Origin of the sequence: Bradyrhizobium sp. DN3, assembly GCF_041357655.1 — a bacterium.
Taxonomy (GTDB): domain Bacteria; phylum Pseudomonadota; class Alphaproteobacteria; order Rhizobiales; family Xanthobacteraceae; genus Bradyrhizobium.
The window spans coordinates 83992-109653 of record NZ_JAULLN010000013.1; the positions used below are offsets into that span (position 1 = coordinate 83992).

Annotated in this window: 21 protein-coding genes; 4 read left to right on the forward strand and 17 right to left on the reverse strand. The window is 61.8% G+C overall.

The genetic code is table 11. The annotated features are described in order from the left end of the window. Positions 1-1088 precede the first annotated feature (1088 nt). The 12 genes from AAE027_RS20220 to AAE027_RS20275 form a co-directional block, all read right to left on the reverse strand. Positions 1089-2819: a SulP family inorganic anion transporter gene (locus AAE027_RS20220; protein ID WP_370988565.1), complete on the reverse strand. Its 1731-nt coding sequence runs from the start codon at positions 2817-2819 to the stop codon at positions 1089-1091. A 170-nt stretch (positions 2820-2989) separates the two neighbouring features. Next, entirely contained in the window at positions 2990-4489 is a 1500-nt protein-coding gene (locus tag AAE027_RS20225; protein WP_370988567.1) for a CYTH and CHAD domain-containing protein, read from the reverse strand. Between the two features lie 416 nt (positions 4490-4905). After that, positions 4906-6126: a lanthionine synthetase C family protein gene (locus tag AAE027_RS20230; protein ID WP_370988569.1), complete on the reverse strand. Its 1221-nt coding sequence runs from the start codon at positions 6124-6126 to the stop codon at positions 4906-4908. Positions 6127-6217: 91 nt separating this feature from the next. Further along, complete coding sequence (locus tag AAE027_RS20235) at positions 6218-7342, reverse strand: amidinotransferase (protein WP_370988570.1); 1125 nt, start codon at positions 7340-7342, stop codon at positions 6218-6220. A gap of 285 nt (positions 7343-7627) precedes the next feature. Beyond that, complete coding sequence (locus tag AAE027_RS20240; protein ID WP_370988571.1) at positions 7628-7846, reverse strand: hypothetical protein; 219 nt, start codon at positions 7844-7846, stop codon at positions 7628-7630. Positions 7847-8566: 720 nt separating this feature from the next. Beyond that, a complete protein-coding gene (locus AAE027_RS20245) occupies positions 8567-9991 on the reverse strand; it encodes a TRAP transporter large permease (RefSeq protein ID WP_370988572.1) in 1425 nt (474 codons plus the stop codon). After that, entirely contained in the window at positions 9988-10551 is a 564-nt protein-coding gene (locus tag AAE027_RS20250; protein ID WP_370988573.1) for a TRAP transporter small permease subunit, read from the reverse strand. Before AAE027_RS20250 ends, AAE027_RS20245 begins: the two co-directional genes overlap by 4 nt. Positions 10552-10663: 112 nt before the next feature. Next, the gene (locus AAE027_RS20255; protein WP_370988574.1) at positions 10664-11770 is read right to left on the reverse strand and encodes a TRAP transporter substrate-binding protein; all 1107 of its coding nucleotides are present in this window, start codon (positions 11768-11770) and stop codon (positions 10664-10666) included. Positions 11771-12100: 330 nt separating this feature from the next. Next, positions 12101-12808: a hypothetical protein gene (locus AAE027_RS20260; protein ID WP_370988575.1), complete on the reverse strand. Its 708-nt coding sequence runs from the start codon at positions 12806-12808 to the stop codon at positions 12101-12103. Further along, the gene (locus tag AAE027_RS20265; RefSeq protein ID WP_370988576.1) at positions 12805-13242 is read right to left on the reverse strand and encodes an acyl-CoA thioesterase; all 438 of its coding nucleotides are present in this window, start codon (positions 13240-13242) and stop codon (positions 12805-12807) included. The genes AAE027_RS20260 and AAE027_RS20265 overlap by 4 nt, the downstream gene beginning before the upstream one ends. Further along, complete coding sequence (locus tag AAE027_RS20270) at positions 13242-14150, reverse strand: fumarylacetoacetate hydrolase family protein (RefSeq protein ID WP_370988577.1); 909 nt, start codon at positions 14148-14150, stop codon at positions 13242-13244. Before AAE027_RS20270 ends, AAE027_RS20265 begins: the two co-directional genes overlap by 1 nt. Positions 14151-14201: 51 nt before the next feature. Next, positions 14202-15305, reverse strand: a complete 1104-nt coding sequence (locus AAE027_RS20275) for a cupin domain-containing protein (RefSeq protein ID WP_370988578.1) — start codon at positions 15303-15305, stop codon at positions 14202-14204. Positions 15306-15641: 336 nt separating this feature from the next. On the opposite strand from AAE027_RS20275, the gene AAE027_RS20280 reads away from it, so the two are divergent. The 4 genes from AAE027_RS20280 to AAE027_RS20295 all read left to right on the forward strand — a co-directional run bounded on the left by AAE027_RS20280 (position 15642) and on the right by AAE027_RS20295 (position 20471). Next, positions 15642-17801, forward strand: a complete 2160-nt coding sequence (locus tag AAE027_RS20280; RefSeq protein ID WP_370988579.1) for a thiamine pyrophosphate-dependent enzyme — start codon at positions 15642-15644, stop codon at positions 17799-17801. Continuing rightward, a complete protein-coding gene (locus AAE027_RS20285) occupies positions 17798-19366 on the forward strand; it encodes an indolepyruvate oxidoreductase subunit beta family protein (protein ID WP_370988580.1) in 1569 nt (522 codons plus the stop codon). The genes AAE027_RS20280 and AAE027_RS20285 overlap by 4 nt, the downstream gene beginning before the upstream one ends. A 131-nt stretch (positions 19367-19497) precedes the next feature. Further along, the gene (locus AAE027_RS20290) at positions 19498-19989 is read left to right on the forward strand and encodes a MarR family winged helix-turn-helix transcriptional regulator (RefSeq protein WP_128956241.1); all 492 of its coding nucleotides are present in this window, start codon (positions 19498-19500) and stop codon (positions 19987-19989) included. Continuing rightward, positions 19989-20471, forward strand: coding sequence for a MarR family winged helix-turn-helix transcriptional regulator (locus tag AAE027_RS20295; protein WP_091887570.1), 483 nt, complete (start codon positions 19989-19991; stop codon positions 20469-20471). Before AAE027_RS20290 ends, AAE027_RS20295 begins: the two co-directional genes overlap by 1 nt. A gap of 4 nt (positions 20472-20475) precedes the next feature. On the opposite strand, the gene AAE027_RS20300 is transcribed toward AAE027_RS20295, so the two are convergent. The 5 genes from AAE027_RS20300 to AAE027_RS20320 are packed head-to-tail and all read right to left on the reverse strand — an operon-like array spanning position 20476 to position 25637. Continuing rightward, complete coding sequence (locus AAE027_RS20300) at positions 20476-21204, reverse strand: SDR family NAD(P)-dependent oxidoreductase (RefSeq protein WP_370988581.1); 729 nt, start codon at positions 21202-21204, stop codon at positions 20476-20478. 26 nt (positions 21205-21230) lie between these two features. Then, the gene (locus tag AAE027_RS20305; protein WP_370988582.1) at positions 21231-22847 is read right to left on the reverse strand and encodes an ATP-dependent acyl-CoA ligase; all 1617 of its coding nucleotides are present in this window, start codon (positions 22845-22847) and stop codon (positions 21231-21233) included. A 7-nt stretch (positions 22848-22854) separates the two neighbouring features. Then, positions 22855-23331 (reverse strand): aromatic-ring-hydroxylating dioxygenase subunit beta, encoded by a 477-nt coding sequence (locus tag AAE027_RS20310; RefSeq protein ID WP_091887573.1) that lies wholly within the window; start codon positions 23329-23331, stop codon positions 22855-22857. Continuing rightward, positions 23328-24668 carry an aromatic ring-hydroxylating dioxygenase subunit alpha gene (locus tag AAE027_RS20315; RefSeq protein WP_370988583.1) on the reverse strand — a complete coding sequence of 447 codons (1341 nt, stop codon included), beginning with the start codon at positions 24666-24668 and terminating at the stop codon, positions 23328-23330. Before AAE027_RS20315 ends, AAE027_RS20310 begins: the two co-directional genes overlap by 4 nt. A gap of 18 nt (positions 24669-24686) precedes the next feature. After that, positions 24687-25637, reverse strand: coding sequence for a PDR/VanB family oxidoreductase (locus AAE027_RS20320; protein ID WP_370988584.1), 951 nt, complete (start codon positions 25635-25637; stop codon positions 24687-24689). Between the last annotated feature and the right edge of the window lie 25 nt (positions 25638-25662).

Genomic DNA, 25662 nt, shown 5'->3' on the forward strand with positions numbered 1-25662 from the left:
GATTTTTCGAACATGAAGTTGACGCGTCGGGCAAAACAGTGGCATGATGTCATCATCGCGGGCCTGCCGAACCACGCTGATCTTGTTGTGATGTCGGCTATCGGCGGTAGAGCGGATGGCGTGCAGCCGATCTAAGGACCGAACGGGCGAACTGCCACCGGTTGATGTTGAGGCGATTGCCGACGGCGCGAACGAAAAGGCCCCAGCTCCGGGCAATGGGACGAGCTGAGGCCTCTGCCTCTAAAAAATGGCCCCAGCTCGCGGGGATATTGGGGGGCATTGAAGCTGGGGCCAATCGGGGTCGCCCTTGGTGAAGGGCACCGGGAAGACTCGCCAATTGCGCGAACGTTCCTGTCCTAACCAAAAGGTATAAGCTCGGAGCAGCAAGTAAGGGCCGCTGGACATCTAAATGAGATGCCGCCAACTGAGACGGCCTAAAAAGCTCCCCGCCCACCGTGGAATGGAATGGACGGGGAGTGCGAGCGCGACGGGCGGCCGTCGCTATCTCATGCTAAGAGTAGTGTGTGACAGTCATGCAAATGCACTCTCGTCACTCGCGGATCGCCTTAATGGAGGGTTGAATCGTAAGACGGTAGGCGACAAGCGCACTACCATCAAACCTCTCTAAAACCTCGCCGCAAGCAGGGCAACGATATTCCCCTTTTGTGCCAGACGCGGTCGCCAACTCAAGACGCCGAAAACCCGCCCCGCACTCAGAGCACGTCACATCGCCCTTTTTCATAAGCTCCCCCGTAAAACCCCGGTGCGGCTTCATAACATGAGTCAAGGCAGAACTGAGGACGACTTACCCGCCAAGCAACAGCACGATCGCCGCCAAAACAATCGCTAATCCGATCGCTGGGACGATAATGGCTTGGCGCCTCATAGGGCCGGAACTTAGCAGCCATCGTGGTGCTTCGATAGCTAAGGATGTGAAGGCGTTCTGGACTCGTTCCGAGCATCAAATTCCTTGATCTGTCGCCCGAAAGGTAGCTTGCGGAAATTACTCCGCGGGATTCACATTAGGACACAAGAGCTTAAATACGGGCACGAGCGGCAGTCGATTGGCGTCATTCAAATCCAGCGTGTTACCGCCCATCGCTCTGTCGGTCCTCCCAGTCCTCCCATTCGACGTCACTGTTGATCTCCAGATAGCTGGAAACGGCCGCGCCAATTGTCGGAAAGAAGTATTTCTCCCCCAGCTGCGCGTACAATCCAAATCTCTTCAGCTTGTCCTTTACGGGGTCCTTGAGCTCGGCAAAGCAAAGCTCGATGCCCTCGGCGTGCAAGGCCTCGTCGAGTTCGGCGACGGTATCGCCAGCGGTGACGTCCACGCTGGTGACCGGCTCGGCCGCAACGACCAGCCAGCGTACGGGCGTCGGCGATTTCGTCACGGCGTCCAGAGCGCGCTCCTTGAAGAATTCAGCGTTGGCAAAGAACAGAGGCGCATCCCACCGAAACAAAACCAGCCCGGGAATCCGACGTGCATCCGGATATCTCGTGATGTCGTGGTAACCCTTGACGCCGTGGGCGCGGCCAAGCACGGCGGAGTGCGGGCGCCAACCGTCCCATAAGAACTCGGCGATGGCGATGGCGATTGCGAGACCGATCCCCGGGATCACGCCAAGCACCGCCACACCGCCAAAGCAGACGATCGACAGCCAGAACTCCCACTGCTGAATGCGATAGATCCGTTTGAGGTCGGTGATCTCAATCAGGCCGATTGCGGCGGCTATAACGACGGCGGCTAGTGCAGCGTTGGGCAAATGCTGAAGGAGGTTCGGCGCGGCCAACAGAAGGAAGGCGATGGCAAGCGCGCCGACGACGCCGGTGAGTTGCGTGCGGGCACCGGCGGCTTCTGCAACGGGAGTGCGCGAACCGCTGCTGCTGATCGGAAAACCTTGGAAAAAGCCGGCTACGAGGTTGGCCGCGCCGAGCCCCACCAACTCCTGGTTGGGATCGACGTGAGTCCCCAATCTTGCGGCATAGGTCCGCGAAAGCACGCTGGTATCGGCAAACGCCACCAACGCGGTTGCGTACCCGCCGATCAGCACTGGGACGAGGTCGCTGTATCCGATCCAGGGAACGGCGAACCCCGGCAGACCTTCTGGAAGAGGTCCCAAGAGCTGCACCGCGTAGCGATCTCCAAGGTCAAGCACACCGACCGCGGCGGTCGCGCCGACGACCGCAATCAGAATGTTGGGAAGCCGCTTGTATTTCTGGAGCAACAGAATGTTCGCCAGCGTGCCGAGTCCAATGGCAAGTGCGACCCAGTTTGTCCGTCCTTCTACAACCGCGCTGCCGATCGCCCATAGGCTCCGCAAGGGCCCTTCGCTCTCGATCGAGAAGCCGAAGAGCTTTGGCAGTTGGCTGATCAACACGGTCAACGCAATTCCGTTCATGTAGCCATAGCGTATCGGCTTGGAGAGGAGCTCGGTCACAAAACCCAGGCCCGCGATGCCAGCCAGAATGAATACGGCTCCCGAAACGAGTGCCATCATCCCGGCCAGGGTCACGGCGCGAAGAGGATCGCCACCAGACAACGGAACGACGACGCCGAGAATGATGGCCGCTAAAGCCGAGTCTGGTCCCAGGACGAGAATGCGGCTCGGACCGAACAATGCGTAGGCCAACAGCGGCGTGATCGTTGCGTAGAGACCGTAGACGCCGGGCAAGCCGGATGCCTCCGCGTAGGCAATTCCAGCCGGGGCCAGCATCGTCGCGAGCACAAGCCCAGCGAGGAGATCGTGTGGAAGGTGGGCCGCCTTATATTGACGGAAGGTGTCCAGCCCTGGCAGCCAATGAATCCAATGCTTCATGCGGGCGGCCACTTTCGAACCGGGGTGAGCCCGCGAGGCCTCATGCGCTGGCTCCGATTGGTCCAACTCGAATTCAGTCTAGGCTGTTACGTCCCCGACCACCAGAGCAATGAGGCGACCTCATCGCTGGACCAACCTATCCGTCGTCGGCGCCGCAGCACGCCTGCTGTCTACAACGCCCTCAGCCGGCTCACCCTTTTTCGGGCTGCCCGCAAGAGCGGTCTTGCAGCCTGATCCTCCCGACCAACGAGGACGCCCGAGGCAAAAGCGCGAGCGCGTCGGTTGTGAGGCGGTGCATTGAGGGCCGCATCGAGCGCCATCTCTCGGTGCGCAAGATAATCATTGACTGCTCCCAATGCGTCCTGGAGCCTCTTCGAATGTTTCTCGAGTTGCGCAAGCCGCTTGCGCTGCCCCCTGGAATTGAACAGGCTTTCGAAGAACCTCGCCGCATATCTGACCTTCTTGATCCTGATGCGCAGCCTGTGCCGCGCGCGAGCCGATAAATCCTCAAGCTGCTTGCCATCCTTCTGTATCTTTCGAATGCGGCGAACAAGAAGTTTGGCGGCGAATTTGCGGATCGGAGTGTGGCCGCTGGAGCCATGATGCGCCATCTCCACCCATTCTAGCACGTCCAGCAACAACGTTCGAAAGCGCCTTGAGTCGAGGGCACTTGATGCCTGCTCGAAGGCGTCGGCGCGTCGCCTCGTGAACTCCTGCTTGACAGCCGCGATGCCGCGCCGTGGAATGACGTCACGAGCCGCGGGACGAATTGTCTGGTTGAGAAAGACGTCGAGCTCGCGGGCCGCCGCAAGCTCGCCCGTCAGCCACTTCAGCTCGCGCTTGACGTTTTCTGTGCTCGATTTCGGCAAGAGCTTGGAGAAGAGCGAAATCGCTGCGCGCAAGCGCCGCAATCCAACTCTCATTTCGTGGATGCCTTCGGGATTGTGGTCCCGCACGGCATCGGCATTTCCCACAAAGTGCCGGATCGCGGAGCGAGCGACGATCCGGAAAGCGTCGCTTGCGTCCATGCGCTTGTCCAGCTTGATCGGCGCGGCGAAACTGACAGGATTGACTTGCCCGTCAGCGAGGTCATAGCCCCGTTCGGCCTTTGATCGCAGATACAGCTCGGCTTCCGTCCTTCGCGCCAGCGCATCCGCTGTCTGAAAGAGATCCTGCGGCTTACCGCGCTTGAGTTCAATCTCCACCTCGTCGATCGGCTCCGAACGATGCCCCACCATGATCTTGCCGCGGTCGATCGCGAGTTCGATCTCACTGCCTTTTCTCTCGATAGGCAGAGTGACCCGATGCACGGAGGTCTTGAAGATCGGCTTGAGTTTCTGCTTCAGCTTTTTTGAGGAAAGCGCCTCAAGCGGAGAACCATTGAGCTTTGTGAGATCGGGTGTACCGCTTTCGAGCAACGTTTCCCATTCTCCGCGGCCGAACTGCCCATCCGTTTCCGATTTTACGGTTTGGATGTACGTCTCCTTGTCCTGGCGAACGCGAAGAGAGAGACCATGCTTCTTTAGCTTGTGTCTTGGCGTATCAAAATACGTCGAAAGCAGGTCGGCTTCTGCCGGACATCCCCGCTTCGTGCCCGGAAGTCGTCCATGCTCCACTTGCTTCAAGCCACGATGTGGAATGTGAAATTTCAACTCGGCCTCGAGTCCCATGTGCCAGATCTCCAGCTTGCTCACGGAACCAGCAACGGATCGCGAAAGTCGACGAACAGATCGGCGACAAAGGCGCCTTTACTAATCCGGTTACGGACGCCTCTGTTCCATCCTTCCCAAGGCGCGGCATCCCTGTAAACAAAGAGGCCGCTCCTGACCGGGCGGCATCAAGACTACTTCCTGCGCGGCAACGCGATCGGAATATGCGGCGCGGTACTTATCACGATGAGGGGTTTATCATCGGACGCGTGGCTTCTCAGCGTCTCCAACACCAGAAAGAACTTTTCAGCAAGCATGGCAGTCAACCTCGCTGACGAATGTATCTCCGCATCGCAACGAGTCGGATTGGCGAAAAGGCAACCACTCGCGCCGGCTCAGAACGCCGATTTTGACCATAGCGTCCCCCGTCCCACATTTCAGAACACGTCGATAGTCGGGAACCGAGCATCCCCTGTGATGCAATCCCAAAGATAGATTGCAAGACCGATGTCACCGGTCCAAAGCGAATACCGACCGCGGCCGGCAACCATCTGAGCGCCGCGATACTGGAAGATGGCAGTCATAGCGAACTGGCGCGCGCGATCCAGCCAAATGGGGGCATTCGTGCGTCGGTAGAGCTTGAGGAATGCGTAGCCATTTCCACCGGTACCGTGGCAAAGGTTCGCCCCCTTTGTCAGCGGTCCGGCGGCCCAGGCAAAGCGCCCACCATCCAGCAGAAGTGCGTCAAATTCTGGCGTAGTGAAAGGCGCGTCAGCAAAAGTCGTCACCATTCCCGGCGCACCGTGACAGTGCTGACATATGAAAAGCCGCTTCTCGCGCTTGCTTCTCGGGCCCCATGTTGTTCCAACTTCGTACTGCCACGCATTCGCTTCAAGCGACTTCGGTACAAATTCGGCTACGTACGCTTGCTGCGCCGCCGTCAACCAATCCCATCCGAGCAATAACGGAATGACGTTGCCAGCGAAGCCGTGAACGGGCCCGAGAAAGCGATCTTTGGTACCGTAAAGATCCTGGGTCCAAAGGGGACCTTGCGGCGTGTCCTCCAATTCGGCCAACAGCCGCGCCGCCTGCACTTCGAAGAGTCCGCGCCATCGCGCTTCCTCTGTCATCCTGCCCATGTGGACTGCAGCTACCATCGACCCCGGCATACCCCACATGAGTTCTCGGATCGGTAGTCCATTATTTGCTTCGGCGCGCCTATAAACCAGGTCGGCGAGGCTCGATGTCGGCGCAAGGCGCATTGCGAGAAGTGCCGCACCCATGTCGCCGCGAAGCAGCGAGCCATGCTTCCCATAATCGGTCGGCGAACTGGCTTCGTGATCGATGATTGTCCGCTCGATCAGCTTTGGCAGCACAGAGCGAAAGTCTTCCGCGGCGCGGGTAGCCCCTATGCGATGTAAGTAATCTAGTGCCCAAATGACCCCTGCCGCGCCCTTGTAGAAGCTGGGGTCACCATCTCCCACCCCGTCGTCACTCGGATGAGCCGGCCAGAAGGTGTCGGGATGGAAATGTGCGATCGCATCGGCCGCAATTTCTTCAATCGTGACCCGAACAGCCGATTCATTCCAAGCGTCCTGGGTAAGCGGACGATGACGTCCCGGGGTAATCATGGCGTAGAAGCTCCTGCCGCTGTCCATCTGTATTTCAGATGACGCACAGATTGCACGATCGAACGAACGCTATCCGAAAGTGTGCCGCGCGGCAAACTATCTGCCCCACCTAAAGCGCTCAAAAATAGCTTTGCAACGTGCCGCAACGCCGGATGTCGAGGGTGGCGCAATGGAAGGCTCCGCCAAATGCGGCATAGTGCAAGAACTTGCAGGGAATGGGCTCGAGTCCCCAATTCTCCAACGCACGCATCGTTGCGGTATGATGCGGATCAGCGATAACGCGCTTCTCGTCCACCATCAGCACGTTCATGTTGAGCCATTTCCCACATAGCGAGGTAATCCTGAGCATAGGATCGGTTATCGGCTCGGGCTCCGGAGCCACGAGGATGTCCCATTTTTTCAAGATGGCCGGAAGTTGGTCGGCGTCAATGTATTCGGGATTGATCAGAATCTTGCCGGGCCCAAGCGGCAAAATGGTCGTGTCGATGTGCATCGGACTGGGACAGCGGCTCTTGATTTCATGAATGCGATAACCGTCGCCAAGATGCCGACGCAGCCATTCAATGCCGGACGCATTGGTTACGTTGCTGCGGGTAACGAACAGGTCGCGCCCGCAGCGAAAGAAATCGGCGGCGTCAAAAACCGGCTCAAATTCGGTGAGTATGTATGAAATCGGCTCGCCTTTCTCGGGCACGTGAAACTCTGGATCGAACAGCTCGTTCGTCAGCTGCGGCTTGGGCGCGGCGGTCCAGCGCGCGCCACGTCGGAAATATTGCTTCAGGATCGGACGATAGGAGTGCGTTTCGAAGTAGCGACATGGCCAAACCATCGGCGTCTCGATGATCTCCCCGCCAACCACAAGCATGCTGTCGCGCGGGCAGGAATTGCAGAAGCCCTGCGAGGACCATTCCGGCGTGCCGAAGCGCTTCTTGTGGTCGATCGCGTCCGGCCGCTTTACTACGATGCCCAACGATCGTAGCAGAGCGACAAAATCGTCGAGTTCGCGCTGCGCGGGTTCAATCATGATCTTTGGGTAATGGAAGCCTGCGAACAGCGACTGGGCCCGCGCAGCCATGCCCGGAATGTTGCAGGTGACAACCGGATGGTCGGAGGGGATTACCGCACCCTCGAGCCTTCCGACTATCACTTCCTCTAGCGGGTCCCACTCGTTGTGTGAGTTCACTGGAGAAGCGCGGCTCGGTGGGTCGGCTTCCGCACTGTCAGCGCGCGTGACCATGTCCATGCATCAGGCCCTCGTGCGCTACAACAGCCGCTGGCCCCAGAGGTTCCGAAGTCGGGCCACCGTGTGCCGGTCAACGGCAGAATCCCGGGTGTCGGCTATGGCCCGTAGCTGACTTATTCCTTGCCTTTGAGCTAGGACCGCCTTTGGACCCCAAGCCGAACAACGCTGAAGCTATTGTGATGTCGGCTGTCGACGGTAAACGGGACGCGGGGACGCGGTTACCTCGACGGCCGCTCGTGACGCCACCGAGACTTCGGCGCGGAGCTTTTGTCTCGCATCTTGCGTTTAGGACCGCGGCGGCTCTTCGCTCGGCCCGGCTGCCTCGTCATGGATCGTGACACCTGCCGATCGCAACCCGGTCAGCAGTACAGTTCGTACAAAGGCAGGATCGAATCCAATATCCTTGGCATTTGGTGGATGTGCCTCGCTGCCCTTCAATCGGAGCGCCAAGTGCAATTGCTCGCAAAGGTGCTGAACGACGAGATTGACCTGATCGTCAGTCATGATCTGCTTTTCCCGCTACCATTTTGCTACCCAACTAGATAGCACACATGGAAGCGGTACGCGATTGGACCGTCCCAAGGATCAACCCCCATGAGACTGCCCATGGCCGGGCTCCAAAACCGTTCGCCGATCGGCGCAGACCGGAAGTGACTAGCGGGCAGCTAGAACGATGCTTTTGCCCCAGCGCGGGCCTGCGACAGAGAGCCTACCTTCTGCGGGTTACGGCACATGGTCCGAGCTGCGGCTCATGGCTCTCGAGCTTGCAGTTATCTTCGAGATCGACGCCGCACTGCCCCCACACGTGGGACTCTTGAACGTTTGCCGTTGGTTCTTTCCAACGCCTTTTGCACCCGAGCGCTAAGGGATCGAAGCTCTGCAAGCTGAGAATTGAGCGACCAGACACGTTGGTGCAGAATGACCATGCGGTCGCAGACCCGATCACGACTACTCATTTACGAGCCCCTAGAACTACAATTGCCAAAAAAATGCTGACGTTGGGCCGGAAATAAACGGGACTTTCAGACCAACGGTAGCATCGTTTCACGTACAAGATGTGAAACGGTACACACACGGCAGAAAATGTATTCCACGCTCGGATACCGACCGATATGGCCCCTTTCTTCTGCCAAGTGTTCAATTCGATGGAGGGATGAGATGGATCGACATCCCACCGTCATAAATCCGTAATCCTTGAGCAGCGCAGCGCACGCAGACGTCCGGCTACTTCTTTTTTGGGGTCAACCAATCCTCGTCTTCCAGGGATGGTGCTTGCTTCTGCTGCTCCAGGATTTTCCTGTACTCCTCGGGGATGACCTGACTGCGCGACGTCTCGTGCAGCGTCTGCGGGAACCAGGTCGAAATGCCGGGGAAAGCGATCATAAGCGCAACGCATAACACCTGCAGGATCATGAACTGGAACATGCCGGCATAAATCGTCGCGAGACTCCAGCCCTTGACCACCTGCTTGAGATAGTACGCCGACATGGCGACCGGAGGCGACAGAAAGGCGGTCTGCAGCACCACCGCAACCAACGCTCCGAACCATATGAGGTCGATGCCCATGCCCTTCACAACGGGATAGAAGATCGGCAGGAACACCAGGATGATGGCTGGCCACTCAAACGGCCAACCCAGCAGAAAAATGAGAAAGAGCACGACAATCAGCATGAAGCTCGGCGGCAACTGCAGGCCGAGCATCGTCTCGGTGATCCAGTTCGCCGAGCCGAGGCGAGCGAACACCGCACCGAAGATGTTCGATGTGACCGCCAGCAGCAGGACCATGCTCGACGTCGCCATTGTCGAGGTCAGCGCGCGCTGCAGTCCGGCGAACGAGAACTTGCCATATGCGATGGCCAGCACCAGAGCGCCGACGCTGCCGATGCCAGCGGCCTCCGTCGGCGTCGCAAGACCCCCGATGATCGAGCCGAGCGTCGCCGTAATGAGCCCGAGCAGCGGCAGCGTGCCGACAATCACCTCGCGCGCAATGTAGCCAACGGAGTAGATCCGCTCATCCTTTGGCACCGGCGGCCCTAGTTTGGGATTCAGGAAGGCGCGGCCCATCAGATAGACGATGTAGATGCCGGCCAGCAGGAAGCCCGGCCCGAAGGCTGCAGCATAGAGATCGGCGACCGACACCCCGAGCACCGGGCCCATCACGATCAGCATGACCGACGGGGGAATGAGAATGCCGAGCGTGCCGCCCGCCGTGATGGTGCCCGCTGAAAGCTTGGCGTCATAACCCGCCTTCGTCATGATCGGCGAGGCCATGATGCCAAGAACGGTGACGGCTGCGCCGACGATGCCTGTCGCCATCGCGAACACAGTCGAGGTCAGGATGACGACGAGGAAGAGTGCGCCGCGCACCGGCGCAAGCATCATGCGGAACGCCGTAAAAAGGCGTTCCATGAGTCCCGCCTGCTCGGTGATGAAGCCCATGAAGATGAACAGCGGCACGGCGGCGAGGAGTTCTTCCTTCATCATGCCGATAGTCTGGAAGTAGCCGAGCTCGAAGACCGTCGCTCCCATGCCCCAGTAGCCGAACGAAAAGGCGAGAAACAGCAACGTGAACGAGATCGGCACACCGATGAAGATCGCGCCGAGCAGCACCAGCAGCATGACGACGCCGATGAGCGCTTCTGCGGTCATATCTCGACCTTCTCCTTGTGCTCGAGCTCGACGCCGGTGCGCGCCATGTAGATGCTCTTGATCAGTTCGGACACGCCCTGGATCAGCAGCAGGAGGCAGGCGAACGGCACGATGAACTTGAACGGCCACAGCACGGGCCGCCACGGCGTCTGGTCCGAAGTCTCGTTGATCAGCCAGGCGTAGTGAAATTCGTTCCAGCTGATCAGGAACAGCATGATCAGGCTCGGGAAGAAGAAGACGACATAGGAGATCGTATCGATCCAGCCCCTCCTGCGGATCGAGAACTTCTCCCAGAAGAAGTCGGTGCGGATATGAGCGCCCTTGTGCAGCGCGTAGGCGGCGCCGAGCATGAATAGCGAGCCGTAGAGCATGTAGGTTGCGTCATAGACCCATATAGTCGGCGCGTTGAACAGGTAACGCGCCCCAACCTCGTAAGCGACGGCCAGGACCAGCGGCACCGACAGCCACGAGATGATCGTGCCGGTCCGGTCCGTGAAGCCGTCGATAATCCTGATTATGGCCAGCAGTGCCGGCGGCTGCCTGCCTGTTATCTCAGCCATCCCTCGCCCCTTCCCTTGACTGTCCGGGCGGCGCATTTGCGGCGCGACGCAGAGCGGGCGCATGAGCCGCATCAATGGGGGGCGGCCTGAGCGGCCGCCCTCGGAGGAAGTCCTATTTCTCGAGAGGGAAGTAGTAGTTCGCCATGAAGGAGTACGGCGGGAAATAGGACCGCTTGTACGGCACCACGGCGCTGGCATAGGCCTTCTGCGACTCGTGCACCTTCTTGAAGAACGGGTTCTTGGCGCTCTCGGCCGCCGCGATCTCGTCCCACTTCTTGATGAAGGCCAGCAGGATCTCCGTCGGCGTGCGCAGGATCTGCACGCCGTGCTTCTGCTGCATCTCGATCAGCGCATCGGCGTTCTGGCGCTGCCACTTGGTCCACCAGACCAGGAATGTCTCGTTGGCCGCCGACTTGATGATCTCCTGATGCTGCGGGCTGAGCTCCTTCCACACATCGCCGTTGATGACGATTTCGCCGATCGTCACGTTCTCATGCAAGCCGGGCGAATAATGGTACTTCCAGACGTTGTGGAAGCCGAGCTGCAGGTCCTCGATGCCGCCGACCCATTCTGCGCAATCAATCACGCCGCGTTGCGCAGAGGGAATGATTTCTCCGCCCGGCATGTTGACCACCGTGAAGCCGAGGGCCTGCCACACTTCGCCGGCTATGCCGGTCTGGCGGCATTTCATGCCCTTCATGTCCTCGACCGTCTGGATTGGCTTCTTGAACCAGCCGAACGCCTGCGGCCCCGCAGGCAGGATGGGGAACACGACGAGGTTGAGCTTGAGCTCCTTCTGATAGAACTCGTTGTATAGGTCGAGGCCGCCGCCGTGATAGAGCCAACCCATCACGTCCATGAAGTCCATGCCAAAGGTGCCGCCGGGACCGCCAGTGAACAGGATCGCGGTCTTGTTCTTGCCGGTCCAGTAGCCGGCCCACGCATGCGCTCCGTCGAGCACCCTCTTGTGGGTTGCGTCCAGCACCTCGAACGCCGGCACGACTTGGCCAGCGGGCATTGCCTCGATCTTCAGCGCTCCAGCCGACAGCTTGTTCACCCGGTCGGCGAAATAGGTGAAGTTGTCATAGAGCGTGAGCGACGCCGGCCATGTGGCCTGCATCTTCAACACTTTCGTCTGCGCCATGACTGCAGTGGTGGATACGACAAACGCCGAAGCGATCAGGGCAACGGCGATTAACCCCAGAAACATGCGTTTCATGAGCCATCTCCTCCCTTGGACGACGTGAGCGGGGCGATCACTTTTTCTTCGTTGTTCTTGGTCGCCTGAACTTCAAACCACGTCTGTCACCATTCTGCCACCATGGCCGCAAGTTGTCATCTTGCTTTCTAGCCGCAGCAAGCGTCAGGTTACCGCAGCGTGGCGCGTTCTTGCGTCAGCCGCGCGGACGGACGTACCGCTGCTTGTTGCACCGTGGCCGATATTCATGCCGACGAAGCCTTGGACGATTATCTCGGCCGCCTCTCGGGCGGAGCTGCCTGCTCTATTTGACGTTGTCCGCCGATGTCCGCTTTGCGTGCGCCCTCGGCTCTAAGATTTAGATGCAACCGTTCGCGTCAGCATCGGAAAATGCTTGTTGCCGCCTGCGAACGGCGGAAACTGAACGAAGTCCGCGCGCATGCGCTTGATCACGTCGGAGCTCAGCGCGCGCGAGAGGGCCGCCGGGCTGTCAAACACCAGCTTGTTTCGCTGCATGTGCTCGACCCGTCGCGACGGCAGCCGGTCGACCCAATCGATCCGGGTATAGATCTCGATCTGGCGGACGTCCGGGAAGGTCCGCATGATCGAGGGGTGATGCTCGAGATAGTGCAGATGCCAGGCGTTGATGTCGTCTGCCGGCCCGGGATAGTGCACGAGGTAGCTGCACGGGGTGGTGGTGCCGGGGGGATGCGCGGCGACATCGACCGGAAAGGAGCGTGTCAGCATCACCTGGTGGGTTACGTCCAATCCGGTGAGGCTAGATAATCCGCCGCCGGTTGCGAGGCTGGCGAGCGCTCCGTCGCGCTCCAGCGCAGCTTCACAAGCGAACAGATCCGGAAACCGCAATTGCAGCGCGAAGGCTGGCCCCGGACCGTCGACCTTGTAGGGATGATCGACCGATTGCTCCAGCGGCGTGAACAGCAGGCCCTCGGTCATCTCCGTGACCGCCCCGACCAGCGCCGCGGCGGAGTCCAGTGCGTCCGATCCGACGCGCCGTCCGCCCGTCGGGTCGACGAATGTCATGAACAAGGAGATCATGATGACGCTGCTTCAATTTCCTCATCGACGTTCAGATGCGACAGCAGTGCGGCGCGGACATCGTCGGGCCAGGGAATGGCATGGTGATCCACCAGCGAGGTTGCGGCAAGGATCTGACGGGCACGCCAGCGCAGGCCGCCTGCGCCCGAGACGACATGAGCCAAATGCAGCGATGATCCACCCACCCGGCCGATGCGCAGCTTGAACGTCAAGAGATCGCCGAACATCGACGGCCGGGAGAAATCGCAGGTCAGATGCACGGTGGGCGTGCCGATCTTCCGGAGCGTGATCAATCCGGGCCAGGGAAATCCGATCGCCTCCCAGAAATCTTCGACGACTCCGTTGAGCATGTTCAGATAGGCCGGGAAGTAGGCGATTCCGGAGGGATCGCAGTCCGCGAACCGCAGCTTGCGGTCGAACGAGAACGCCGTCATCAGATCGCAACGACGGGGTGCCGGATGACACCGACGCCGTCGACCCCGGCTTCCACCACGTCGCCCGGCCACAGCCATTCCTGCGGAGTCATGCCTGCGCCCACCCCTTCCGGCGTTCCCGTCGCGATGATGTCGCCCGGCTCCAGCGTCATTCCGGACGAAATGTCGGCAATCAGGGCCGGAACATCGAAGATCATGTACTTGGTATTGGAGTCCTGCTTCGTGACCCCGTTCTTGGTCAGCCACAGCCGCAGGTCATGTGGATCGGCAATCTCGTCCGCGGTCACGATGCAGGGACCGAACGGCGCATAAGTATCCATGCCCTTGGAAAAGATCCACTGGCCGGCGCGGCGGTTGTCGCGCGCGGAAATGTCGATCATCACCGAATAGCCGAACACGTGGTCCATCGCCTTCTCGGCCGTGATGCGCGTCGCGGTCCTGCCGATGATGACGGCAAGCTCGACCTCCCAGTCGAGCTGCTGCGTCATCTTCGCATTGTGCTGGATCGCCGCGCCCGGACCGATCACGGAGGTCGGCGGCTTGGAGAAGACGACCGGCTGTTTCGGCAGATCCTTGTCCGTGTCCAGGCTCTTGGCGGACTCCGCGACATGCGCGCGATAGTTCAGCCCGATGCCGAAGATGTTCTTGCGCGGCCGCGGGATCGGCGCCTGGAGCCTCACGTCCTCGAGGGGAACGGCAGCGCCGGCCGGCAAGCGCCCATTGGCGTTTTCGAGGCCACCCTTGAGCGCCGGCAACAGCGTCGCGTTGTTGTCGATGAACGACAGCATGTCGCTCGGCCATGCCAGACCGGACGATGCGCCGAGGCGCTCGACATCGACGACCAGCCCGTTGACGAGCGCTCCAAGGCGGGCACCGCCGGAGCCGAAGGTATAGGTCACGAGACGCATGGAAGCTTGATCCGACTCTTTCCGTTGAAATTCGCAGGGAGCAACACGATGTCAGGCCGCCGGCTGATGGCCGGCATTGTCGCCATAGGCCTCTTCCCGATAGAGCCCGAGACCTTCAATCACGGGCAGGTCGTTGAAGCAGAACAGGCAGGCGTCCTCGCTCATGGAGGCATTGCCGTGCTCGTGCCAGGCCCAGGACGGAACGCAGAAGATGTCGCGCTCCTGCCATTCGAAGCGCTTGCCTGCGATGACGGAATAGCCGCGGCCCTTGGCGACCTGGTAGATGAAGCTTCCGGTATGCCGGTGCGATGTCGTCTTCTCGCCCGGCCGCAGCATTTGCATGCTCGCGCCGATCGTCTGCATCACATGCCCGCCGGTGACCGGATTGACATAGTTCATGAGGATGCCGTCGTAAGGTGAGCCGTCGGTCGCCGCCGCATATTTCTGCAGGGCTTCGTAGGTCGGCTCCCACTCATATTTGAACATCGGCGAATAGCCCTTCGACCACGGCGCGTTCACCGGGCGAAGCCCGGGGTTGCCCCAGGTCTTGGTCATGTCGTCGACGGGATAGCCGGACTCTTCCTGCTGGATGTTGGGATGCACCACGAAGAAATTGGCTTCGAGCGCGTTGACGAGCGGGATGTCGAGCCCGTCCTGCCAGATGCACACCGAGCCGCCGGCGTCGACCCCATGCTCGTGCCAGGTGCCGTTTGGTGTGAGCACGAAATCGCGGGCCCCTAACGTCATCTTGTGGCCGTCGACGACGGTGTAGGCACCGGAGCCTTCCATGATGAAGCGCAGGGCCGAAGCTGAGTGCGCGTGGGCCGAGGCGACCTCGCCGGGATGCATGACCTGCAAGCCCGAATAGAGCCAGCCGACCGCTGCCGATACGTCGCGACGACCGGGATTGTTGAGATAGATCACCCGGCGCCCGGCTTTTTCTGGAGAGACCAGCTCGACCGAGCGCAGCACATGTTCGCGCAGATCGCCGTAGCGCCAGAGCACGGGAACGGACGCCGATTGCGGCTGCCATGGCTCGATCTTGTTGGCGACGGTCCACAAAGCACCGGCTTCGTATTTCTCGAGATCCTTGTAGTAGGCCTTGAGCTCCGGAGTGTCCTCGACATTGGCCCGGCCGATCACGTTGTCGCGCATCTCATCCTCCAAGTCCTGTGGCGTCTTAGGGCGTTCGTTGGATCGAAGCGTGCCGTCCATTGATGGCCAGGGATCGACCATCCAGTTCCAAACGGAGATGGCCGGGAACATCGTCGCGGAAGGCCAACGAGATTTGCGCCGGCTTGTCGGCCATTGCGCTCGCGCTAAGATGCCGAGATGAAGCCTGCATGGCGGCAGCCTTGACGCGAGGCAGCTTGAGCATCGGCCCTACCCTGTCACTGGTCACGACCGCGCCCGAACTGGGATGGCGGCATGTCCGGGCGTTGACTTACTTCACATGTAAAATTATGGTAATGCATATTTCTGGAGGACGCAATGGCTGAACGGTCTTTCGCTCGCGAGGTCGAAGATCTCCGGCTCGGCGCGGGCGACACCTTCCGCGGCGAAGGCATCCTCGCCATCACCAAGGCGCTCCTGCAATCCGGTGTGGCCTATGTCGGCGGCTACCAGGGCTCGCCGATCTCGCATCTGATGGACGTGCTGGCCGACGCCAAGGACGTGCTCGACGATCTCGGTGTCGTGTTCCAGAGCTCGGCCAACGAAGCGGCCGCCGCGGCGATGCTCTCCGCATCGGTGATGTATCCGCTGCGGGGTGCGGTGGCCTGGAAGTCCACGGTCGGCACCAATGTCGCCTCCGATGCGCTCGCCAATCTCGCCTCCGGCGGCGTCACCGGCGGCACCATGATCATCGTCGGCGAAGATTACGGCGAAGGCTCCTCGATCATGCAGGAGCGCACCCACGCCTTCGCCATGAAATCGCAGATGTGGCTGCTCGATCCGCGGCCCGACCACGAATGCATCGTCAATCTGATCGAGAAGGGTTTCGAGCTCTCGGAATGCTCGAACACGCCGGTGATGCTGGAAGTTCGCGTTCGCGCCTGCCACATGCATGGGAGCTTTGCCTGCAAGGACAATGTCAGGCCGGCGCACACCATCAAGGACGCGCTCAATAATCCCAAGCGCGACGTCGGCCGCATCGTGCTGCCGCCGGCGGCCTATGAGCATGAGCAGGAGAAGATCAAGACGCGCATGCCCGCGGCGATCGGCTTCATCCGCGACAACAAGCTAAACGAATGGATGGGACCGAAGCGCGGCAAGGTCGGCATCATCATGCAGGGCGGCATGTACAACAATGTCATCCGCGCGCTGCAATATCTCGGGCTCTCGGATGCCTACGGCAATACCCAGATTCCGCTTTACGTCATGAACGTCACTTACCCCGTGATCGACACGGAAGTCGCGGAGTTCTGCCTCGACAAGGACGCCGTCCTGATCGTCGAGGAAGGCCAGCCGGAATATCTGGAGCAGGCGATCAATACCGTGCTGCGGCGCAGGGACATCCAGGCGCGCGTCCACGGCAAGGACGTGCTGCCGATGGGCGGCGACTACACCGCGCAGGTCCTGCTCGGCGGTGTCAGGGAATTCCTCGAGAAGACGGAGCCGAGATTGCTCGGCAACAGGCCGCCGGCACCGGATGCTGTTCCCGTGCTCAATCATCCGGCGGTCGAGAAGCTCAAGCAGGTCGTGCCGGCCCGGCCGCCGGGCCTGTGCACAGGCTGCCCGGAACGGCCGATCTTCGCCGCGATGAAGCTGGTGGAAGAAGAACTCGGCGAGCACCACGTCTCGGCCGACATCGGCTGCCATCTGTTCTCGATCCTGCCGCCCTTCAACATCGGCGCGACGACGATGGGCTTCGGCCTCGGTCCGGCCTCGACCTCCGCATTCAATGTCAAGGCCGACAAGCGCTCGATCGCGGTCATGGGCGACGGCGGCTTCTGGCACAACGGACTGACCAGCGGCATCGGCAACGCCGTCTTCAACAAGCATGACGGCGTCTTCGTCATCGTCGACAATTTTTACACCTCGGCAACTGGCGGCCAGGACATCCTGTCGTCGCGCGCGGTCAACAAGCGGCGCAAGACCAACAATTCGATCGTGCAGGCGGTGAAAGGTATCGGCGCCCAGTGGGTGCGGCAGATCGACCGCACCTATGACGTCGGCAGGATGCGCGATACGCTCAAGGAGGCGCTGACGACGAAGGACGAGGGTCCCAAGGTCATCGTCGCCTCGTCCGAATGCATGCTGAACAAGCAGCGGCGCGTGAAGCCGCAGACGAGCAAGGCGATCAAGGACGGGTTGCGCATCGTCAAGGAGCGCTTCGGTGTCGATGAAGACGTCTGCACCGGCGACCACGCCTGCATCCGCCTGTCGGGCTGCCCGTCCCTCTCGGTGAAACAGCTCGATGATCCCCTGCGCGACGATCCGGTCGCCGCGATCGACAATTCCTGTGTCGGCTGCGGTAATTGCGGCGAAGTCGCCGAGGCCGCCGTGCTGTGCCCCTCGTTCTACCGCGCCGACGTCATTCACAATCCGACCCGCTGGGACAGGTTCAAGTCGAACATCGCGATGACGGTGATCGGCTGGCTGCAACGGCGGCGCGAGCGCCGCCGACCGGCGCTCGAGGCGCTGACATGAGAGACGAGACGGTTCGACTTGCGCTTCCCGCGGCCGGCGAAGCGACCGAGCGCCCGATCTCGATCGCGATCCTCGCCATGGGCGGCCAGGGTGGCGGCGTGCTGACCGACTGGATCGTCCAGCTCGCGGAGAACCACGGCTGGATCGCGCAGTCGACCTCGGTGCCGGGCGTCGCGCAGCGGACCGGCGCCACGATCTATTACATCGAGGCGATGCCGCCGCTCGATGGGCGCAAGCCGATCCTGTCGCTGATGCCGACCCCCGGCGATGTCGACGTCGTGATGGCCGCCGAATTCATGGAAGCGGGACGCTCGATCCTGCGCGGCCTGGTGACGCCGGACCGCACCACCCTGATCGCCTCCAATCACCGGTCCTTTGCCATCGGCGAGAAGATCGCGCCGGGCGACGGCATCGCCGACAACGGCGCCGTGCGAGGGGCGATCGGTGTTGCCGCCAAGGCCGAAATCATCTTCGACATGAACGCCCTGGCCATCGCACATGGCAGCGTCATTTCCGCTGCGATGTTCGGCGCGCTCGCGGCCACCGGCGTGCTGCCGTTCGACCGCGACAGCTATCTCGCGGTGATCCGCGCCGGCGAGAAAGGGGCCAAGGCGAGCGTTGACACCTTCGAAGCCGCCTTTGAACGTGTCCGCATCGGGGCGCCCGATGCCGCCGCAGCCCCCCAACCGCAGGAGCGCAAGCGAAGCCCCTCGCCTGCGCGCCTTGATCCCAGGCTGGCCAAACTGCTCGAACGGCAGAAAAAGGAGCTGCCGCAGCCCGCACTCGACCTGGCCCATGCCGGCCTGAAAAAGGTGGTCGACTTCCAGGACATCGCGTACGGCGCCGAATATCTCGACATTCTCAGTGGGCTGCACGCCGTCGATCGCAGCGCCGGTGGCGCGGATAGAAGCTTTGCCTTCACACGGATGGCTGCAAAGTACCTCGCCAATGCCATGACCTATGACGACGTCATTCGCGTTGCCGACCTGAAGACACGCTCGGCGCGCCGCGCGCGGATCGAGGGCGAGCTGGAACTGGCGCAAGGTCAGGTGCTTCAGACCACCGAATTCATGCACCCCCGCATGGAAGAGGTCATGGGAGTGCTCCCCGCGGGCTTTGGTCGCTGGCTCGAGACCAAGCCGCGCCTCATGGGATGGCTCGATCGCCGCGTCAACAAGGGACGTCGGGTGCGGACCTATTCGCTGCCCTGGTTTCTCGCGCTCTATGTCGTGGGCGGTCTCCGGGGCCTGCGCCGCCGCTCGCGCCGCCACGCCATTGAGACGGCGCATCGCGACGAATGGCTCAAGGCTGCCACCGCGGCGGTCCGCACCAATTACCAGCTCGGCGTCGAGATCCTGCAATGCCGCCGGCTGGTCAAGGGCTATTCCGATACCCACAGCCGCGGCCTGTCGAAGTTCGATAGGACGCTGGCCGCGATCACGCTGGTTGCGCAGCGCGAGGACGCCGCCGACTGGGCGCGCCGCCTGCGGGAGGCGGCGCTGAAGGACGGCCCGGGCAAGCAGCTCGACGGCGTGATCCAGACCATCAAGAGCTTCGCCTCATGAGATTGACCTTAGCGCCGGATTGCCGTTCAAGCTGACGCGGTCAGAATCGGGCTGCTTGACTGCGCTTCCCGGTGCGCTAAGCGGGGCCGACGACCTTCGGAATACCTCGAACCCGGACCCCTGGTCACGCAATGCCGGCAGCACTGAAAGAGAACATCGTTCCCCTCGGGCAGATCGAGACCCGGCTCTGGCTGCAGCTGCTGTCGCTGCACGGTGACATCTTCGCGTCGCTGAACGCGCTCCTGATCTCGGAGTTCGGCTTGTCGCTGGCGAAGTTCGACGTGCTGGCCCAACTCGACCGCGACAGGAACGGCCTCGCGCTCGGGCAGTTGTCGCAGAACCTGAAGGTTTCCGGCGGCAACGTCTCGGGTTTGGTGCAGCGTCTCCTTGCCGACGATCTCATCAGCAAGGAGATGTCCAGCGAGGACCGCCGGTCCTTCATCGTCCGCCTCACGCCGAAGGGCGAAGCCCTGTTCAGGAAGGCCGCCGACATGCACAAGAGGCATCTCAGCCAAAGGCTCGAGACCATTTCGGCCGGCGAACTGGACACCGCGCTGTCGGTGCTGCGGTCTCTTTCGGCAAAAATTCGTACCCAGAGCAAGAAGCAAAGTCGCAAGAAATAATGGCGAAAGAATCCAAGAGCAGGTGGAAATCCGGTCCGCCGCGATCAAGGGACCAGCTGCAAGCCTACATCCCCTATCTGTTCAATCGGCTGGCCAATCGCTGGAACCTCGACCAGAACCGCGATCTCAGCGAGCACGGCATCAACAACGTCGTATTTCGAACACTGTCGATCCTATTCATCTACAAGACTCTCACCGTCAACGAAGTCGCCGTTCTCGCCGTGACCGAGCAATCGACCGCCAGCAGGATGGTCGAGTCGATGGTGTCCTCGGGTCTCGTCAAGCGCGAGATCGCCGAGGACGACCAGCGCCGCCGGGTGGTGGCGCTGACGCCGGACGGCGAGGCTCTGCTGCGCAAGATCTGGCCCATCATGGAAAAGAACTATGAGCGGCTGACCGCCGGCATCGATCCGGACGAGATCGAAATCTGCGCGCGGGTGCTCGCCAGGATGGTCGAAAACATCAAGCAGAACCAGATCTGATCCATCAGGGGCCGAGACCGACCAGGCTGGTGCCGCCGCAGACATACAGCACCTGTCCGGTCACGAAATCCGAGCGCTCGTCGAGGAAGAATTCGACCGCATGCGCCACGTCCTCGCGCGCACCGAGCCGGCCGACCGGGACGTTGCGCGCCATTCGCTCCTGCCGCTCGGAATCCTTGGGGATGATGCCCCAGAAATTGTCGGTCAGGATCGGGCCCGGCGCGACGACGTTCACGGTAATGCCGCTGGACGCCAGCTCCAGCGCCCATGTCCGCGCCATGCCGTGCACACCGGCCTTGGTGGCGGAATAGGCCGAGCGGGTCACGGCGCCCATCGCCGCGCGCGAGCTGACGAACACGATGCGGCCGAAACGGCGCGAGATCATGCCATCCAGAGCGGCCTGGGTCAGAAGCATCGGTGCGCCGAGATGCAGCTGCGCAAGCTCCAGGATGTCTTCGGGCTTTGCATCCGGCAACAGGTTCGGCAGGATGATGCCGGCATTGTGCACGAGGCAGTCGATCGCGTGGTTGGCGCCGATCTCCTGCGCGATGGCCCGCGCCTCCTCAAGGCTGGTCAGGTCCGCGCAATAGGCCGCGAGCAGATCGTGCGTCCAGCCCGGCTTCTTCAGCCCCACCGAGACGACGCGCTGTCCCTTGTCGACCAGCCTCTTCGCCAGCGCTTCGCCGATCCCGGAATTTCCCCCGGTGATGAGTGTGGTGCGGGTCTGGCTCATGATCGCTGTCCTACGGGCTTTTCGGGTCAGACCTGCCGCCGCTTCATCTCGCGGAGATCGAAGAACGCGCCATCCTGCATCAGCCTGGCGACGAGATCCTTCAAGCTGCCGCGCTGGATCTTCTCGGTTGCGGTGAGCGGCAGCCGCTCGACGAAGCAGATCCAGCCGGGCGCCTTGTAATAGGCCATCTGCTCCAGGCTCCAGCGCACGATGGCCTCGGCCAGCGCGCGGTCGGCGCCGGCCTGCTCGGCGATGATGACGGCTGCGACCTCGTCGCCGCGCACCTGATCCGGGGTCGCCGCAATTGCGGCCTGCCGGATCGCGGGATGACGATTGAGGACGGATTCGACCTCGACCGCGGCGATGTTCTCGCCGGAGCGGCGGATGACGTTCTTCTTGCGGTCGACGAAATGCAGGTCGCCATCCGCATCGCGCGAGACGATATCGCCGGTGTGCAGCCAGCCTCCGGCCCAGGCCTCCGCCGTGGCCTCGGGGTTCTTGAGGTATTCCCGGAAGAAGCCATAGCGCGGGTCCGCGCCTGCCCGCCGCACCAGGAGCTCGCCCGGCGTTTGCCCTGGCGTATCGACGCCTCGATCATCGACGATGCGAGTCTCGATCTCCTGGGCCGGACGCCCGAAGCAGCTGGTGCCGACTTTGCGCGGCTCAAGGTTGGCGGCGATCACGCCGCCACTGCCGGTCTCGGTCATCGCCCAGGCCTCGATCAGCGGGAAGCCGAAGCGCGCCTCGAAGGGGGCATGAAGCAGCTTGTCGACGCCGGCGCCGAACCCGAAGCGCACATTGTGCTGCCGGTCCTGTTCCGACGGCACGGCGCTCATCAGCATGGACGGCATGACGCCGAGATAGTGCAGGCACGTGGCGCGGCTCTCCCTCACCGAGGCCCACCAGCTGCGCGGGTGAAATCGATCGAGCATGGTCAGGCTGCCACCGACCGAGACCATCGCCATCAGCGAGACCGCCATGGCGTTCATGTGGAACAGCGGCAGCGGCGTGATCATGCGCTCGCCATCTGGCTTCAGGTCGATCAGCCCGCCGGCGTCGCGATACCAGTTTCCGCTGTGCAGGAAATATTCGTTGGTGAGAACGCAGCCTTTCGGTTGCCCCGTCGTGCCGGACGTGTAGAGCAGCGCGCATTCGGTCGAACCGTCGGCCGGACGCCGCGGCCGTGCACCGTCATAAGGCGCGGGAATGTCGCTGTCGTCGGTGACGACTGGGATCGGCCGGCCCGCCTGGCGCGCCGCCGTGGCCACCTCGGCGCAGCGCTCGGCGAGAACGAAGGCGGCATTCATCTCGGAATGGGAGATGATGTATTCGAGCTCGCTCATGCGCAGATCGGGGTTAATCGGCACCACGGAAACGCCAAGCGCGTTCAGCGCAAACCACAGCTCGATGAACACCGGCCGGTTCTGGAGCAGAAGCCCGACCCTGTGTCCTTCGCCATATCCGCGGTCCGCGAACGCCTGCCGCCGGGCCTCGATCCGCGCGAGCATCGCGCGGTAGGAGAGCTCGCCGGCTGCGATGCCGTAAATGCCGGCGGTCTCCGGCAACACGTTGAGGAAGCCGGCCTCGCCGCGGCGCAGCGCGGTCTCGCGAAAGCGGGCGTAGACTGTGGTCGCAGCGGTCAAGATACACTCACATGAAGAGCTGGATGTTGCCGAACGGCGCGTCGAAATTGACGAGATCGACGCGCTTGAGCTTGATCTTCAGGCCGTCGCCGACCTGCACGAGATCGTGCGATGCCCACCCCGAATAGCGCTCCAGCAGGTCGCCGCGTGTCTCGGTGTAGATGTAGGATGTGCGCGCCCTGAACACGCCGGCCGCAGCATCGCAGGCGATGATACGTGGCGCCTGGAGCAGATGGTGGCAGCGGCTCTTCGGCTTCTGGCTGAAGGTGCGTTCCCCGGCGAGGCGTTCGACCCGTACCTTGAGCAGCAGCAGATCCTCGTACATCAGGGAAGGCTGGAGTACCGGATCCTGCTGCTGCCATTCGAGCGGCATCCAATAGCGTCCTTCGGGATGAAACAGATCGAGCCAGCTCTGCCACTGCATGGTGTCGAGCAGCTCGGCCTCCCGATAGATGAAATCCGTGACGGCTTTCTCGTCGATCATTCCGCGGCCTCGGGATGCTGGTCCATGTCCATGGTCATGAATTTAGCCCAGGCGTGAAACTGGTTGCGCATCTGCCGCTCGGACGTTCCGTTGATGACGGCGGTGACATCAGGCTGTTCGTCGGGCTCGTAGAGGCGGCGCAGATTGATCCACTGATTGCCGTTGGACTTGAGGCCTTCCTGCGCCCGTTCGTACATCTCGAGGTCGTCGTGCCCGACGATCGAGGTCGGCGCGTTGATGAAGCGGTTGTACATCAGGGCACGCTCGTAGAGCTTGTCGGGCGCGCCGACCAGGCGATAGACCCAGCTCTCGACCAGCGTCCTGTCGACCGCGATCGGGATGAAATTGCGGAGGATCTGGACCGCGCCCTTGACCATGACGTTCGGGAAATAGACGGTGTTGTGCCTGATATCGCCGAGGATCTCGTGAGCCCGCGTCTCGCCATAGGCCGCGACCATCTGCTCGAGATAGCCGTCGACGTCGGAATAGTTCGAATGGATCGAATTGGCGACTCCGGTGTGGCCATGGCCGTTGGGCCAGATCCTGATGCCGCTCTGCTCGTAGAATTCGTATGGGCTCATGAACGGGCCGTAGAGCTGCACCGCCATCGGCGTCTCCGTGGAATCGCCCTGCTCGCGTTTCCAGACCTTGACCGCGGTACCCGCCGAGCTCTCGTGCGCGACCATGGGATGGCAGGTGTCGGTCTGGTTCTCGACCAGCATCTTCCAATTGCAGGTGTGCATATAGCGGATCGGCGCGGCCAGAACCTCGAGCTTGCCCTGTGGCGAGCGGTCGATCATGTTGTCGATGGTTGAAAGGCTCGGACCGAAATAGTCCTCGAAGGACACGCCGGTCTCGCTCAGCCGCGCGAAGATGAAGTCGCGATGGATCGCGACGTTCTTGATCCTCGACAGGCCTTCATTCGCCTGAGTGTCGCCGAAACCGGTGCTCTCATAGCCCTTCTTCAACGGGATCGCGAGCAGCGAGCCGTCGGTCCTAAACGACCATGCGTGATAGGGGCAGCGAAAGAACTTTCCGACATTGCCGCACGGCTCAGAGGCGATCTTGACGCCCTTGTGCGGACAACGGTTGTAGAAGACATGAATGGACCCGTCGGTATGGCGGCTGGCCATCACCGGCTGCCGGCCTATATTGGCGGTGATGAAATCGCCGGGCTTCGCCAACTGGCTCGCATGGCCGACATAGACCCAGCTGTTGGGGAACAGATGCGCCATCTCGAGCTCGAAGATCTCAGGATCAACGTAGACGTCGCGATGCACCTCCGCCTCGCGCACCAGCGCTGCGATCGACCGCGCATTTCCAGCGTATCCAGCCATGACGTTCCTGTCCTCGTCCTAGAGATCCAGCACCAGCCGTTCCGATTTTGCGCGCGACACACAGATCTGCATGACCTTGTTGGACGCCTTCTCGGCGTCGCTCAGGATGACATCGCGATGATCGGGAACGCCTGCGATCACGCCGCACTGGCAGATGCCGCAATCGCCGCGCCGGCAGTCGAAGAGAACCTCGTGCCCCGCCGCTTCCAGCGCCTCGATGATGCTGCGATCGGCTGCGACCGTGATGATCTCGCCCGTCGATCTGAGCTCCACCTCGAACGAACGGTTCGGCGCGCCCGGCAGCTCGGCCTTGAAGAGCTCGTCGTGGATGCGATCAGCGGCAAAGCCCCTGGCGAGAGCTGCGGCCTTCACCGCTTCGATCATGCCTGCGGGACCGCAGACATAGACATGGGCGTTCGCAGGCGAGCCGTGCAGTGCGGCGGCGATGTCCAGGCACGAAGCGTCATTGTCGTAATGGACGGACAGGGTGCTCGCGCACACCGTTTCCAGTTGCGGCAGGAACGCCAGCAGACCCGGCGCCCGTCCGGCGTAGTGAAGATGGTGGGCAACGCCCCTCGCCTTGAGCTCGGCCGCCATGGACAGGATCGGCGTGATGCCGATGCCACCGGCGAACAGCAGCGTAGGCGCATCGTCCTCATGCAGCGGGAAATTGTTGACGGGCGCCGAAGCCGTCACGACATCGCCGATCTCGAGCGCATGCATGAAGGCCGAGCCGCCGGTCGACGTCCGCTCGCGCAGAACGCCGAGCGCAAGGACTCCCTCAGGCAGGCCCGGCAGGGCCATCAGCGAGTAAGGCCGGTCTCCCCCGCTTGGCAGCGACACGCGGATATGCGCACCCGCCTGCCATCGCGGAACCGCACCGCCTTCCACGCCGAACAGAAGGCTTCGGATCGTCGGCGTCTCCGCCGCGACCGATTGCACCTTGAGCCTCAGCGGATGCGTGTCCATTGGCCGGGTCTTGCAATATATGAAT